The organism is Streptomyces sp. BBFR102, assembly GCF_051397025.1.
Classification (GTDB): Bacteria; Actinomycetota; Actinomycetes; order Streptomycetales; family Streptomycetaceae; genus Streptomyces.
The window spans coordinates 4,202,238-4,214,512 of record NZ_CP195757.1 but is presented as its reverse complement, the minus strand read 5'-3'; the positions used below and the strand labels follow the sequence as shown (position 1 = coordinate 4,214,512).

11 protein-coding genes are annotated in these 12,275 nt (G+C 72.1%); 5 read left to right on the top strand and 6 right to left on the bottom strand.

From position 1 onward, the window contains the following. Positions 1-312: 312 nt before the first annotated feature. Entirely contained in the window at positions 313-1,536 is a 1,224-nt protein-coding gene (locus ACSLIC_RS18870) for an NAD(P)-dependent malic enzyme (protein WP_436738882.1), read from the bottom strand. 534 nt (positions 1,537-2,070) lie between these two features. On the opposite strand from ACSLIC_RS18870, the gene ACSLIC_RS18865 reads away from it, so the two are divergent. Genes ACSLIC_RS18865 through ACSLIC_RS18855 form a run of 3 tightly spaced genes read left to right on the top strand, consistent with a single transcriptional unit; the run spans position 2,071 to position 4,760 of the window. Next, positions 2,071-3,024, top strand: a complete 954-nt coding sequence (locus ACSLIC_RS18865) for an ABC transporter substrate-binding protein (RefSeq protein ID WP_436738881.1) — start codon at positions 2,071-2,073, stop codon at positions 3,022-3,024. Between the two features lie 30 nt (positions 3,025-3,054). Further along, positions 3,055-4,002: an amino acid ABC transporter permease gene (locus tag ACSLIC_RS18860; RefSeq protein ID WP_436738880.1), complete on the top strand. Its 948-nt coding sequence runs from the start codon at positions 3,055-3,057 to the stop codon at positions 4,000-4,002. Next, positions 3,999-4,760, top strand: a complete 762-nt coding sequence (locus tag ACSLIC_RS18855; RefSeq protein WP_436738879.1) for an amino acid ABC transporter ATP-binding protein — start codon at positions 3,999-4,001, stop codon at positions 4,758-4,760. The genes ACSLIC_RS18860 and ACSLIC_RS18855 overlap by 4 nt, the downstream gene beginning before the upstream one ends. A gap of 95 nt (positions 4,761-4,855) precedes the next feature. Here ACSLIC_RS18855 and ACSLIC_RS18850 read toward each other — a convergent pair whose 3' ends face one another. Beyond that, positions 4,856-5,668 carry a class I SAM-dependent methyltransferase gene (locus ACSLIC_RS18850; protein WP_436738878.1) on the bottom strand — a complete coding sequence of 271 codons (813 nt, stop codon included), beginning with the start codon at positions 5,666-5,668 and terminating at the stop codon, positions 4,856-4,858. A gap of 95 nt (positions 5,669-5,763) precedes the next feature. On the opposite strand from ACSLIC_RS18850, the gene ACSLIC_RS18845 reads away from it, so the two are divergent. Beyond that, the gene (locus ACSLIC_RS18845; protein ID WP_436738877.1) at positions 5,764-6,360 is read left to right on the top strand and encodes a CGNR zinc finger domain-containing protein; all 597 of its coding nucleotides are present in this window, start codon (positions 5,764-5,766) and stop codon (positions 6,358-6,360) included. Here the strand turns inward: ACSLIC_RS18845 and sodX are convergent. Beyond that, complete coding sequence (gene sodX / locus ACSLIC_RS18840; RefSeq protein ID WP_436738876.1) at positions 6,297-6,767, bottom strand: nickel-type superoxide dismutase maturation protease; 471 nt, start codon at positions 6,765-6,767, stop codon at positions 6,297-6,299. The two genes, ACSLIC_RS18845 and sodX, sit on opposite strands and share 64 nt — an antisense overlap. 342 nt (positions 6,768-7,109) lie before the next feature. On the opposite strand from sodX, the gene sodN reads away from it, so the two are divergent. Beyond that, on the top strand, positions 7,110-7,505 hold the full coding sequence (gene sodN / locus ACSLIC_RS18835; RefSeq protein WP_003950798.1) for a superoxide dismutase, Ni: 396 nt from the start codon (positions 7,110-7,112) through the stop codon (positions 7,503-7,505). Positions 7,506-7,757: 252 nt separating this feature from the next. Here sodN and ACSLIC_RS18830 read toward each other — a convergent pair whose 3' ends face one another. The 3 genes from ACSLIC_RS18830 to ACSLIC_RS18820 all read right to left on the bottom strand — a co-directional run bounded on the left by ACSLIC_RS18830 (position 7,758) and on the right by ACSLIC_RS18820 (position 12,117). Next, positions 7,758-8,348, bottom strand: a complete 591-nt coding sequence (locus tag ACSLIC_RS18830; protein WP_436738875.1) for a GNAT family N-acetyltransferase — start codon at positions 8,346-8,348, stop codon at positions 7,758-7,760. Between the two features lie 204 nt (positions 8,349-8,552). After that, on the bottom strand, positions 8,553-9,596 hold the full coding sequence (locus ACSLIC_RS18825; RefSeq protein WP_436738874.1) for a family 2 encapsulin nanocompartment cargo protein polyprenyl transferase: 1,044 nt from the start codon (positions 9,594-9,596) through the stop codon (positions 8,553-8,555). 1,114 nt (positions 9,597-10,710) lie between these two features. After that, complete coding sequence (locus ACSLIC_RS18820; RefSeq protein WP_436738873.1) at positions 10,711-12,117, bottom strand: family 2B encapsulin nanocompartment shell protein; 1,407 nt, start codon at positions 12,115-12,117, stop codon at positions 10,711-10,713. Positions 12,118-12,275: the final 158 nt, after the last annotated feature.

The following is a 12,275-nucleotide window of genomic DNA, read 5'->3' as shown; positions in this document are numbered from 1 at the left end:
TGGCGACGGAACCACCGCGGGGTGTGACCCGCCGCTCGTCGGCGCAGGAGGCACCGGAATCCTTGGTGCGTCCCGTCGGCTGGGGCGCGGTTGGTCCCCCGGGCCTCGGGGGGCGGTACTCGCCGTTGCCGATGGCCTCGATCGTCGGCCGGGCCCGGGTAGTTGAGCCAGGTCGGCGATCGAGGACACTCCCGGCCGGGCTCGGACGGGGCAGCCCCGCCCCGGACGGTCCCTGGGGGGCGTCCGGGGCGGGGCTGGGTGCTCCCGGGGCTTCCGGCGTGGTGCTCGACGTCGGAACGGCCGGGGGCGGGGTCAGCGGCGGGCCACTCCGGCGGCGCGGGCGGCTTCGGCGACGGCGGCGGTGACGGCGGGGGCCACGCGCTCGTCGAAGGGGGACGGGATGACGTAGTCGGCGGAGAGTTCGTCACCGACCACCCCGGCCAGCGCCTCGGCGGCGGCGATCTTCATCGACTCGGTGATGCGGGAGGCCCGCACCTGGAGGGCGCCGGCGAAGATCCCCGGGAAGGCGAGGACGTTGTTGATCTGGTTGGGGAAGTCGCTGCGCCCGGTGGCGACGACCGCCGCGTACTTGTGGGCGATGTCCGGGTGGACCTCGGGGGTCGGGTTGGCCATCGCGAAGACGAAGGCGCCCGGTGCCATCGAGGCGACGGCGGGCTCGGGAACCGTACCGCCGGAGACGCCGATGAAGACGTCGGCGCCGTCCAGGGCGTGGTCGAGGGAGCCGGCGAGACCCGCGCGGTTGGTGATCCCGGCGAGTTCGCGCTTGACCTCGGTGAGGTCGCCGCGGTCGCGGCTGACGATGCCCTTGCGGTCGGTGACGGTGACGTCGCCGATCCCCGCCGCCAGCAGGAACTTGGCGATGGCCACCCCGGCGGCCCCGGCGCCGGAGATGACGGCCCGCAGGTCGCCCAGCTCGCGGCCGGTCAGCCTGGCCGCGTTGCGCAGGGCGGCGAGGGTGACGACGGCCGTGCCGTGCTGGTCGTCGTGGAAGACGGGGATGTCCAGCCGCTCCTGGAGCCTGCGCTCGATCTCGAAGCAGCGGGGCGCCGAGATGTCCTCCAGGTTGACGCCGCCGAAGGACGGGGCGAGCCGCACCACGGTGTCGACGATCTCGTCGGTGTCGGTGGTGGCCAGCGCGAGCGGGACCGCGTCGACCCCGCCGAACTGCTTGAAGAGGATGGCCTTGCCCTCCATCACGGGGAGGGATGCCTCGGGCCCGATGTCGCCGAGGCCGAGGACCGCGGTGCCGTCGGTGACGACGGCGACGACCTGGGACTTCCAGGTGTAGTCGTGCACGAGCTCGGGCCGCTCGGCGATGGCGCTGCACACCTTGGCGACGCCGGGCGTGTAGGCGAGGGACAGGTCGTCCCGGTCCCGGACCGGGACGGTCGCCTGGACGGCCATCTTGCCGCCACGATGCAGCGCGAAGGCCGGGTCGAACGAGTCGGGGGGAGAGTTCTCCCCGTCCGGTTCCGGCGCGCTGCCGCTGCGAGGATTGACGATCTCCGCTGCCACGTTGGTGACCCCTTAAGTCATGGGCGTTCGAGGGTTGTTGTCCACCCCCTGGATGGGGGGTGGGCGGGCACCGCGTGCGCTCCGTGTCCGGGCGGATGGGCCCGCCTCCACACGGGGAGGCCGCACGCGCGGACGCGCCGCACACGCGTCCTGAGCCCCGGATGAGGGGTGTAACCGTCTTTTCTACCTGATCGCGCGGGTCCGCGCCGAGCCGAATTCGCCATACCAGCCGCTCACATGTCCGACTTCCCGGGAACCTCCCCCGGCGCCACATCCCTGTCCCACATGGCGAGATGTGCGATATATGGGTGACCTAAGTAACGCACTCCGACGGCATGACCGACGCCCTTGGTGAACAGGGCCGTTGGGGTCCCCGAACCACCCGTTATCCGATTTTGACATGGGCGGCGCCTCGCTCTTCGCGGTCCGAATGGCAAGATGCCACCCATCGCACGAGGTCGCGACACCCGAAGGTGTGTGCCAACGACCCGTCGGCCACCCTCGTCATCCGCTCACCTGTCGGAGGAACCTCTCATGACCGCCAGCATCACGCGTCGCCCCCGGCCCCTTCGCTCCCGTCTCGCCGCGGCCGGCGCGATCACGGCCGTGGGCGCCCTCCTCCTCACCGGCTGCGGTGACCAGACCGCGGGCGCCGAGGGCTCCGGGGAGAAGAAGGAGGCCGCCGCCCCGCTCGCCGACAAGCTGCCGAAGAAGTACCAGGACAGCGGTGTCGTCAAGGTCGGCTCGGACATCGCGTACCCGCCGGTGGAGTTCAAGGACAAGGATGGCAGGACCGTCGGCCTGGACGTCGACCTCGCCGCCGCGCTCGGGGAGCAGCTCGGGGTGGAGCTGAAGTTCGAGAACGGCACCTTCGACACGCTCCTCGGCGGCCTGCGCTCCAAGCGGTACGACATCGCGATGTCGGCGATGACCGACACGAAGGCCCGCCAGGAGGGCCTGGACTCCGACACGGGCAAGAAGGTCGGCGAGGGCGTCGACTTCCTCGACTACTTCACCGCCGGTGTCTCCATCTACACCACCAAGGGCGACGACCAGGGGATCAAGACCTGGCAGGACCTCTGCGGCAAGAAGATCGTCGTCCAGCGCGGCACCGTCTCGCACGACCTGGCCAAGGCCGAGTCGAAGAAGTGCGAGAAGGGCGAGATCAAGATGGAGACCTTCGACAACGACCAGCAGGCGCAGACCCGGCTGCGCTCCGGCGGCGCCGACGCCGGCTCCTCCGACTTCCCGGTCGCCGCGTACGCGGTGAAGACCTCGGGCGGCGGCAAGCACTTCGAGCTGGTCGGCGAGCAGGTCGAGGCCGCGCCGTACGGCATCGCGGTCTCCAAGTCCAACCCGGAACTGCGGGACGCTCTCAAGGCCGCACTGGACGCGATCATCGAGAACGGCGAGTACGACAAGATCATCAAGAAGTGGGGCGTCGAGGACGGCGCGGTCACCGAGGCGGTCGTCAACGGCGGCAAGTGACCCCTCCGGCGTCGCTGAAAGGCAACACCTGTGTCTGCTGACATCCACAAGAAGGGCCGGGAGGCCACCCCTCCCGGCCCGGCGCCGACCCCGGCGGCTCCCATCAAGGCCGTCCCGGTCCGCCACTACGGCCGGTACGTCTCGGCGCTGATCGCGCTCGCGGCGCTCGGCTCGGTCGTGTACGCGTTCTCCGAGGGCGACATCAACTGGGGCTTCATCCCCGACTACTTCTTCAACGACCGCATCCTCAGCGGCGTCCGCGAGACGCTGGTGCTGACCTTCCTGTCGATGGTCATCGGCGTGGTCGGCGGTGTGCTGCTGGCGGTGATGCGGCTGTCGAAGAACCCGGTGGTCTCCTCGATCGCGTGGTTCTACATCTGGTTCTTCCGGGGCACCCCGGTCCTGGTGCAGCTCTTCGTCTGGTTCAACCTCGGCTTCGTCTTCGAGTACATGAACCTCGGCCCGTTCTACAAGGACGAGTGGTCGGACTTCATGACGCCGTTCCTGACGGCGCTGCTCGGCCTCGGCCTCAACGAGGCCGCGTACATGGCGGAGATCTGCCGGGCCGGCCTGCTCTCGGTCGACGAGGGCCAGTCCGAGGCGGCCCACGCGCTCGGCATGAGCCAGGGCAGGACGCTGCGCCGCATCGTGCTGCCGCAGGCGATGCGCGTGATCGTGCCGCCCACCGGCAACGAGGTCATCAACATGCTGAAGACGACCTCCCTGGTGGCGGCCGTCCAGTACTACGAGTTGTTCAAGCACGCGCAGGACATCGGCATGACCTCCGGTGCCACCGTGGAGGCGCTCTTCCTGGCCGCCACCTGGTACCTGATCCTCACCTCGGTCCTCAGCGTCGGCCAGTACTACGTCGAGCGGTACTACGCCCGCGGTTCGCTGCGGCAGCTGCCGCAGACCCCCTGGCAGAAGGTGCGCGCGCACCTGACCAAGTTCTCCAGCCGTTCGGAGGTGGCCCGATGACCGCCATGGTGAAGGCCGAGGGCGTCCACAAGTCCTTCGGCCAGGTCGAGGTGCTCAAGGGCATCGACCTGGAGGTCGCCACCGGCGAGGTGTTCTGCCTCATCGGCCCCTCGGGCTCCGGCAAGTCGACCTTCCTGCGCTGCATCAACCACCTGGAGAAGATCAACGCCGGGCGGCTCTACGTCGACGGCGACCTGGTCGGCTACCGGCAGAAGGGCGACAGGCTCTACGAGCTGAAGGACTCCGAGGTCGCCCTGAAGCGCCGGGACATCGGCATGGTCTTCCAGCGCTTCAACCTCTTCCCGCACAAGACGGCGCTGGAGAACGTGATGGAGGCGCCCGTCCAGGTCCGGGGCGTCGCCAAGGCGGCGGCCCGGGAGCGGGCCGGCCAGCTCCTGGAGCGGGTGGGGCTCTCCGACAAGGCGGGCAACTACCCCTCCCAGCTCTCCGGCGGCCAGCAGCAGCGCGTGGCGATCGCCCGGGCGCTGGCGATGGACCCGAAGCTGATGCTCTTCGACGAGCCGACCTCGGCGCTCGACCCGGAGCTGGTCGGCGAGGTGCTGGACGTCATGCGCCAACTCGCCGAGGAGGGCATGACGATGATCGTCGTCACCCACGAGATGGGCTTCGCCCGGGAGGTCGGCGACTCGCTGGTCTTCATGGACGGGGGCGTGGTCGTGGAGGCCGGCGACCCGCGCGAGGTGCTGACCGACCCGCAGCACGAGCGGACCCAGTCGTTCCTGTCGAAGGTGCTCTGAGCACCACGGGGCCACCCGGTCCGACGCACGCGCGGGGGCGGTACGGAACCTGGTGTTCCGTACCGCCCCCGCGGCGTTGCGCACCGCCCCCGCGACTACTTCAACCCGAGCACCATGGCGTCCGACGGCGACTGCCAGACCGTGCGGGCCTCCGCGAAGCCGGCCTCACGCAGAGTGCGGGCGTGCCACTCGGCGGGGGGCGTGTCGCCGTCGGCGTGCTCCCCGTAGATCTCGAAGCGGCGGGCGACCGGCCCGGCCAGGACCGGGTCGGCGGCGGCCAGTTGCCACCAGGAGGACCAGTCGACGGCGCCCTCGGCCTTGGCCTCCTCCATCCTGCGGTGGCGCAGCTCACGCTCGGCGGCGTTGAGGCGCGGGGTGGCGGGGTCGGGCATGTGGTCGGCGTTGAGGAAGACGCCGCCGTCGCGGACGATCCCGGCGATCTGGCCGTAGAGCACGGCGAGCGGTTCGCTGTGCAGCCAGTGCAGGGCGGTGGCGGTGAGGACAGCGTCGTAGCTGTCGTGCGGGAGCAACGCCGGCCAGTGGGGGTCCTTGAGGTCGGCGGTGACGAAGGTGACCCGGCCGTCCCCGGCGAAGGTGCCCTCGGCGATGGTGAGCAGCGCCGGGTCCAGGTCGACGCCGGTACTCTGCGCCTTCGGGAACCTCTTGAGGAGCCGGTCCGTGATACTTCCCGTACCGCAGGCGAGGTCGAGCACGCGCGGTTCGGGGCCGGCCAGCGCCTCGACCATGTCGAGCATGACGCGGAAGCGTTCCTCGCGGTCGGGGAGGTACCACTCCTGCTGCTGGTCCCAGCTGATCTGCCAGGCGGCCCAGTCGGCCCCCGGGGTGGCGCCGGTCCGCACCGCGCCCGCGTCGGCGGTACCGGCTGGCGCCGTTTTTGCGTCCGTCATCCGAACTCCTCCGTAGAGTAATACCCTGAGGGCGGAGTTAGCCATTACATCCGCCCCCTCCGGCCGACCCTAGACCGAGCCCGTAAGGACTACAAGTGGAACTCGCCTCTTACTCGGATTACGCCCTGCGTCTGGTCAACAGCGAGGAACCGGCGCGGGGCACCGACACGCTCACCTCCGTGGACGCGGTCCGCGCCCTCTTCGGGTCGAGTACCCAGGCCGCCCGCCGCGCCACCGAGGCGGACGTCACCCGCTTCCGCTCGGTACGCGGCCGGCTCCGCGCGGTCTTCGAGGCGGCGGCCGACGGCGACCAGCAGCAGGCGGTGCACCTGCTCAACGCCCTGCTGCTGGAGTTCCCGGTGAGCCCGCAGATCTCCGGCCACGGCGAACTCGACGCCGAGGGCCGCCCCGACTGGCACATGCACCTCGCCGACCATCCCTCCAACGCCACCAGCGGGTACGCCGCCATCGCCGCGATGGGACTCGCCTTCCACCTCACCGAGTTCGGCGCCGACCGCCTCGGCGTCTGCGAGGCGGCGCCCTGCCGCAACGCCTACCTCGACACCTCCACCAACCGCTCCCGGCGCTACTGCTCGGACCGGTGCGCGACCCGCGCCAACGTCGCCGCCTACCGCGCCCGCAAGCGCCGCGAGAGCGACACGTCCGAGCGGACCGGACGCACCGCCGAGTAGGCCCAGCCGAGCGTCGCCCGCACGCCGCGCACCGGCTCACGCCCGGGGCCGGCCGTCCCGCGCGGCCGCAGCCGGGCGGTGACCCGGGCCAGCACCATGGCAGGAGGGACCACGCCGTACACCGTGCTGTCGCCACCCGCGAAGGCGTTGTCGCCCAGCACCCACCAGCCGCCCTCCCGGCGCTCCACGGCGCGCTTGACCACCAGCAGGTCCTGCTGGAAGGGGTGGCGCAGGATCACCACGTCCCCCGGGCGGACGCGGGCGCCGTACCGGACCAGGAGCCAGTCGCCGTGCTCGAGTGTCGGCACCATGGACGGCCCGTCCACCTCGACCACGCCCAACCGCCCCTTGCCACGCCGCTCGCGCGCCGCCTCGGCGGCCCCCGCCGCACCTCGTCTCATCGCCACCTTCTCGCCCTTCCATCCGCCTCACTCGCCTACCCGTCCGCGTGCGGGACGGCACGCCCCCGGTCCCAGTCTCACCCCGTCCTTTCGCCCTAGGGCCTGTCCGGCGGATCTTCGTGGAACAGCCTGCGGCGTCTGGTGCGTGCTCTCGGTGTGCGCCCGGATCTCCCTCGTACTGGACGTACTCGGGTGATCTGGGCGTACGGCGAGAGTGCGTGCCAGGCGTCGCAGGCCCACGAAGATCCGCCGGATAGGCCCTAGGCCCCCGGGGGCGACCGAGAAAACCCGTCTCACACCGAGTAGTCTCACCTGCGAGAAGACGATCACGAGGAAGGACCGCACCTCATGCTTTCCCGCCTGTTTGCCCCCAAGGTGAAGGTCAGCGCCCACTGCGACCTGCCCTGCGGCGTGTACGACCCGGCCCAGGCCCGCATCGAGGCGGAGTCCGTCAAGGCCGTCCAGGACAAGATGCAGGCCAACGACGACCCGCAGTTCCAGACGCGCGCCATCGTCATCAAGGAGCAGCGCGCCGAGCTGGCCAAGCACCACGTCTCGGTCCTGTGGAGCGACTACTTCAAGCCGCCGCACTTCGAGAGCTACCCGCAGCTGCACCAGCTGGTCAACGACACCCTGAAGGCCCTCTCGGCCGCCAAGGGCTCCTCGGACCCGGCCACCGGCCAGAAGGCCCTGGACCTCATCGCCGAGATCGACCGCATCTTCTGGGAGACCAAGAAGGCTTGATCTCCGACTGGGCGGCCTGACCCGCGGTTTCGCGGGTCAGGCCGCCCAGCTCTGTCCGCACCCGGCCCGCAGACCGCCGAACACGGCGTCCAGCGCGGACCGGGTGCGGTCGTTCGGGGACGCTGTCGGACGTACGCGAAGGGGCGGGAGGCGGCGGGCCTCGGCGCCCGCGGCGCTCCTCGGCGGCCTTCTCCGCCGCGGCGAACACGGCGACGGGGCGGGCGCCTTGGCGACGGACCGCCGCCCCACCCGTCAGCCCGTCGCGGGCTCCCGCCACATGGGCCACATGAGGGGGCCGTCCGGCAGCCGCAGCGGCTCTCCGTGGTCGGTGAAGCCGAGGCGGAGGTACAGCGCGCGGCTGCGGGCGCTGCTGGCCTCCAGGTACGCGGGCAGGCCGTCCCGGTCGCACCGCTCCAGGACGGGGGCGAGCAGGGCGGTGCCCAGCCCCGCGCCCTGCCGGTCCGGGGCGACCGCGATCAGCAGCAGGTAGGCGTGGGCGCGCCCGGTGGGGTGGATCGCGCCGGTGAGGCGGCCGACGAGTTCGGCGCGCTCGTTGCCGGGGTCGGCGGTGCGCCGCATCCGGGCGGGCATGTCGTCGTCCTCCTCCGGTTCCCCGGCCGGCACGGAGAGCCACAGGGCGGCGGCCGAACCGTCCTCCAGGAGGTCGACGCGCCCCTCGGTGAGCGCCGCGTCGAGGAAGCACCCCATGAAGATCCCGTGAACGGCGCGGCGGTGCTCCTCCTCGGGGAAGACCCAGCCGCTCACCGGGTCGTCGTGGAAGGCGGTGTCGAGCAGGGCCGCCACCCGGTCCCGGTCGGCGGCCTCCGCCGTACGCGTCGCCACTCCCACAGCCGCTCCTCACTCCCCCCGCCCGCGCGGGCGGTCCGGCGTTCGCCCGGGCGCCCGTTGCCGCCCGGTGCGCCCCCTCGGCCCCGCACCTGGCGGTGGTCGTCAACCCCCTTGCAGTGCATGCCCGTTGCAGGGTAGGCCATCGACGGGGCCTGGGGGTGCGGTTCAGGCCGCATCCGGCCGGGAGGCGGCACGGGATCAGTAGGAGCGGCGTGTGACGAACTCGGCCAGCGAGAGCAGTCCTCCCGCCCGGGCGGGATCGGGGACGGCCAGGGAGAGCTGCTGTACGGCGCGCCCCATCCGGTCGGCCGCCTCGGCCTGCGCCCAGTCCCGCCCGCCGGCCGCCTCCACCAGGGCGATGGTGCGGGCCAGTTCGCCCGGCTCGGGCGGACCTGCGTACCGTTGCGCCAGTTCCTCCCCGGCGGCCGTACCGGAGGTGAGGGCGGCGACCACCGGCAGCGACTTCTTGCGTGCGGTGAGGTCCGCGCCCGCGGGTTTGCCGGTGCGCGAGGGGTCGCCCCAGATGCCGATGATGTCGTCGATGAGCTGGAAGGCGAGTCCGGCCTCGCGTCCGAAGGCGTCGAGGGCGGCGATCCGGTCCGGTTCGGCGTCGGCGTGGAGCGCGCCGAGTGCGCAGGCGCAGCCGAGCAGGGCGCCGGTCTTGGACTCCGCCATGGTCAGGCACTCGTCGAGGGAGACCTCGGTGGGCGCGCGGTCCTCCAGGGCGCAGTCGGTGTGCTGGCCGGCGCACAGCTCGATCACGCAACGGGCGAGGCGGGCGACGGCCGCCGCCGCCCGCGGGTGCGGGTCCTCGGCCAGCCACTGCTGGGCGAGGGACTGGAGGGCGTCCCCGGCGAGGATCGCGTCGGCGTCACCGAAGACGGTCCAGGCGGTGGGCCGGTGCCGCCTGGTGCGGTCGCGGTCGATGACGTCGTCGTGGAGCAGGGTGAAGTTGTGGGTGAGTTCGACGGCGGCGGCACTGCGCAGGGCACGCTCGGGCCGTCCGCCGAGGGCGTGCACGGCGGCGAGCACCAGCGCCGGTCGTACCGCCTTTCCGCCGTTGGCCCCGGTGGCCGCCCCGGCCGCGTCCTCCCAGCCGAAGTGGTAGCGGGCGACGCGGCGTACCGGCGCCGGCAGCGTGTCGACCGCGCGGCGCAGTTCGGGCCCGACCACCGCCCTCGCCTCGTCCAGGATCTCCGCCGCCTCGTGGCTGTCGGTTCTGCTCTGCGTGGTGTGCGTCATCGGTGTTCCCTTCTCCCCTTCTCCCCGGTTCCGCCCGTCGCGCTGTCCGTCCCGCCGTCCGGCCGCCGCACCGGCGACCGCCTCCCGCCCCGCCCCCATACGGCCGCCACCGGCACTCGGGGGTCGCATGCCGGCATCGGCCCGGACCCGGCGGTCCGCGCCGAACGCGCGACACCCTTCGGCCTTGAGCCACAGCGACGGCCCCGTCCGGGTTCCTGCCCACGAACGGGCCTCGTACAACGACACGACGACATGTCTCCACACGCCCGGACGCCGGTCCCGTCCAGCGCCGGATGACGCAAGACCCGTGGGGCCGACCCCTCCGTGGGAACTGCTGCTCCCCGCGCCTGGTCACGGCCCGGCGCTCCGGCGCCGGGCAGCCCCGTCGCCCCGCGCTCCGCCCTGGCCCCGTCTCCCACCGGAACTCCCGCCAGGCGTCCGGCGGACCGGCCCGCGCTCCACTTTCGCCTTCCGCTCCCGCGCGTCGGCACGCCCGCACACGACCGGTGCTTCCCCGGGGGCCTTCTCGGCTCCCCGCACTTCGCCCGCACGCGCGCGCCCGTCCGCGCCCCCGTGCGTCGGCTCTATCCCGGGCCGGGCTCCAGGGGTTCAGCCCCGTCCTCTCCCGCGCCCCGGAACGAGGCGGCGCGCGAGCAGGGCCCCGCCCCGGCCGGGCAGGACTGCTGTCCTCACCTGCGCCCCAACCGCCGGGGCGCCGGTGGCGGCCGGTGCGGGCAACGGGCGAGGCGGGGCACGTGCGGCATGGCGCAGTAGGGCGAGGGGGCCTTCCGCCGGGCCGGAGTCAGGGCGGGGCGTCGACCCTCTCCTGGGGCGGGTCCCCGAGGTGGGGGCAGGCCGCCGGGCCAGGCGGCCCCGGCCTCCTGCCCGCCCCCGCCCGGCCGGGTGCCGGGCAGGAGGCGGGCGAGGGTGGTGCAGAGCAGCCGCAGCGGCACGGTCAAAGCCCACCGGCCGACCCGCAGAACGGTGGCCCTGAGCCCGCCACCAACCTGGCCCAGGGCGGCGGACGGCGCCGCGGCCCCCGGCCCGCCGCCCTGGGCGGACGACCGGCTGGGCGGACCGTGGTGGGTGCGGTTCATCAGCGATCAGCGACCGCTCAGTGCCAGCGGCCGATTTCGACGTTCTCCAGGACTCCGAGGGCGTCCGGGACCAGGACCGCCGCCGAGTAGTAGGTCGTCACCAGGTAGGAGATGATCGCCTGCTCACTGATCCCCATGAAGCGGACCGAGAGGCTGGGCTCGATCTCGTCCGGGATGCCGCTCTGCCGCAGGCCGATGACGCCCTGGTCCTCTTCGCCCGTACGCATGCAGATGATGGAGCTGGTGCGGGCCTCGGTGACCGGGATCTTGTTGCACGGGTAGATCGGGACGCCGCGCCAGGCCGGGAGGCGGTTCCCGGCGATCTCCACCGACTCCGGGTAGATGCCGCGCCGGCTGCACTCACGACCGAAGGCGGCGATGGCGCGCGGGTGGGCGAGGAAGAGCTTCGATCCCCGGCGCCGGCTGAGGAGTTCGTCCATGTCGTCCGGGCCGGGCACGCCGTCGTGCGGCTGGAGCCGCTGGTCGTACTCGCAGTTGTTGAGCAGGCCGAACTCGCGGTTGTTGATGAGCTCGTGCTCCTGGCGCTCCTTGAGCGCCTCGACGGTCAGCCGGAGCTGGTGCTCCGTCTGGTTCATCGGCTGGTTGTAGAGGTCGGCGACGCGGCTGTGGATGCGCAGGACGGTCTGGGCGACGCTCAGCTCGTACTCGCGGGGGGACGCCTCGTAGTCGACGTAGGTGCCGGGGAGGACGGCCTCGCCGACGTGGCCGGCGGAGAGGTCGATGGGCGCCTCGCCGTACTTGTTGGTCCGCTGCTGCGGCAGGGCGCGGAGCTGCCGGAGGTGGGCGGCGAGCGGCTCGGCGCGCTCGGCGACCTGCGCGACCTGGTCGCCGGGGAGGACCAGGACGGTGCAGTGGGTGGCGGCGCGCGCCGTGTACTCCCAGATGGCCTCCGGGTCGGTGAGGGCCTGCTCGCCGAAGTACGCGCCGTCGGCGAGGACGCCGAGGACGGAGTCGTCGCCGTAGGGGCCGGTGCCGATCTTCTCGACGCGGCCGTGCGCCAGGAGGAAGACGGCATCGGTGCGGCTGCCGAAGGAGGCGAGCGTCTCACCGGCCTCGAACTCGCGCTGCTCGCAGCGCGAGGCCAGCTCTCCGAGGACGTCCTGCTCCTGGAAGTCCCGCAGCGCGGGCAGCTCGCCCAGCTCCGCGGGGATGACCTGGACCCGGTCCCCGGTCTTCACAAAGGTGACCCGGCCGTCGCCGACCGAGTAGCTGAGCCTGCGGTTGACCCGGTATGTACCGCCCTGCACATCCACCCAGGGCAGCGTGCGCAGCAGCCAGCGCGAGCTGATCTCCTGCATCTGCGGCACGGACTTGGTGGTGGTGGCCAGATTCCGCGCGGCGGAGGTGGCCAGACTCTGCTGGGGTGTGGCCTGCTCCGCGCGGATCTCTTCGCCTACCGACATTGAAATTGTCCTCCCGATCAAACACTGAACTCGGCGCCCAGACTTCCATCACCCAGAGCGGTCGCGCCATTACACAAACGAGTGGGAATGATCGACTCCCCGGCGGGGCAGCTTGCTGTTTCTTTCGAACATCTCCCTGCGAGAGCCTTAAGTTGCAT

Bases quoted from the DNA above. Each gene is read 5' to 3' on its own strand.
- ACSLIC_RS18865 (WP_436738881.1), top strand. From the start codon at position 2,071: ATGACCGCCAGCATCACGCGTCGCCCCCGGCCCCTTCGCTCCCGTCTC.
- ACSLIC_RS18855 (WP_436738879.1), top strand. From the start codon at position 3,999: ATGACCGCCATGGTGAAGGCCGAGGGCGTCCACAAGTCCTTCGGCCAG.
- ACSLIC_RS18850 (WP_436738878.1), bottom strand. From the start codon at position 5,668: ATGACGGACGCAAAAACGGCGCCAGCCGGTACCGCCGACGCGGGCGCG.
- sodN (WP_003950798.1), top strand. From the start codon at position 7,110: ATGCTTTCCCGCCTGTTTGCCCCCAAGGTGAAGGTCAGCGCCCACTGC.
- ACSLIC_RS18825 (WP_436738874.1), bottom strand. From the start codon at position 9,596: ATGACGCACACCACGCAGAGCAGAACCGACAGCCACGAGGCGGCGGAG.
- ACSLIC_RS18820 (WP_436738873.1), bottom strand. From the start codon at position 12,117: ATGTCGGTAGGCGAAGAGATCCGCGCGGAGCAGGCCACACCCCAGCAG.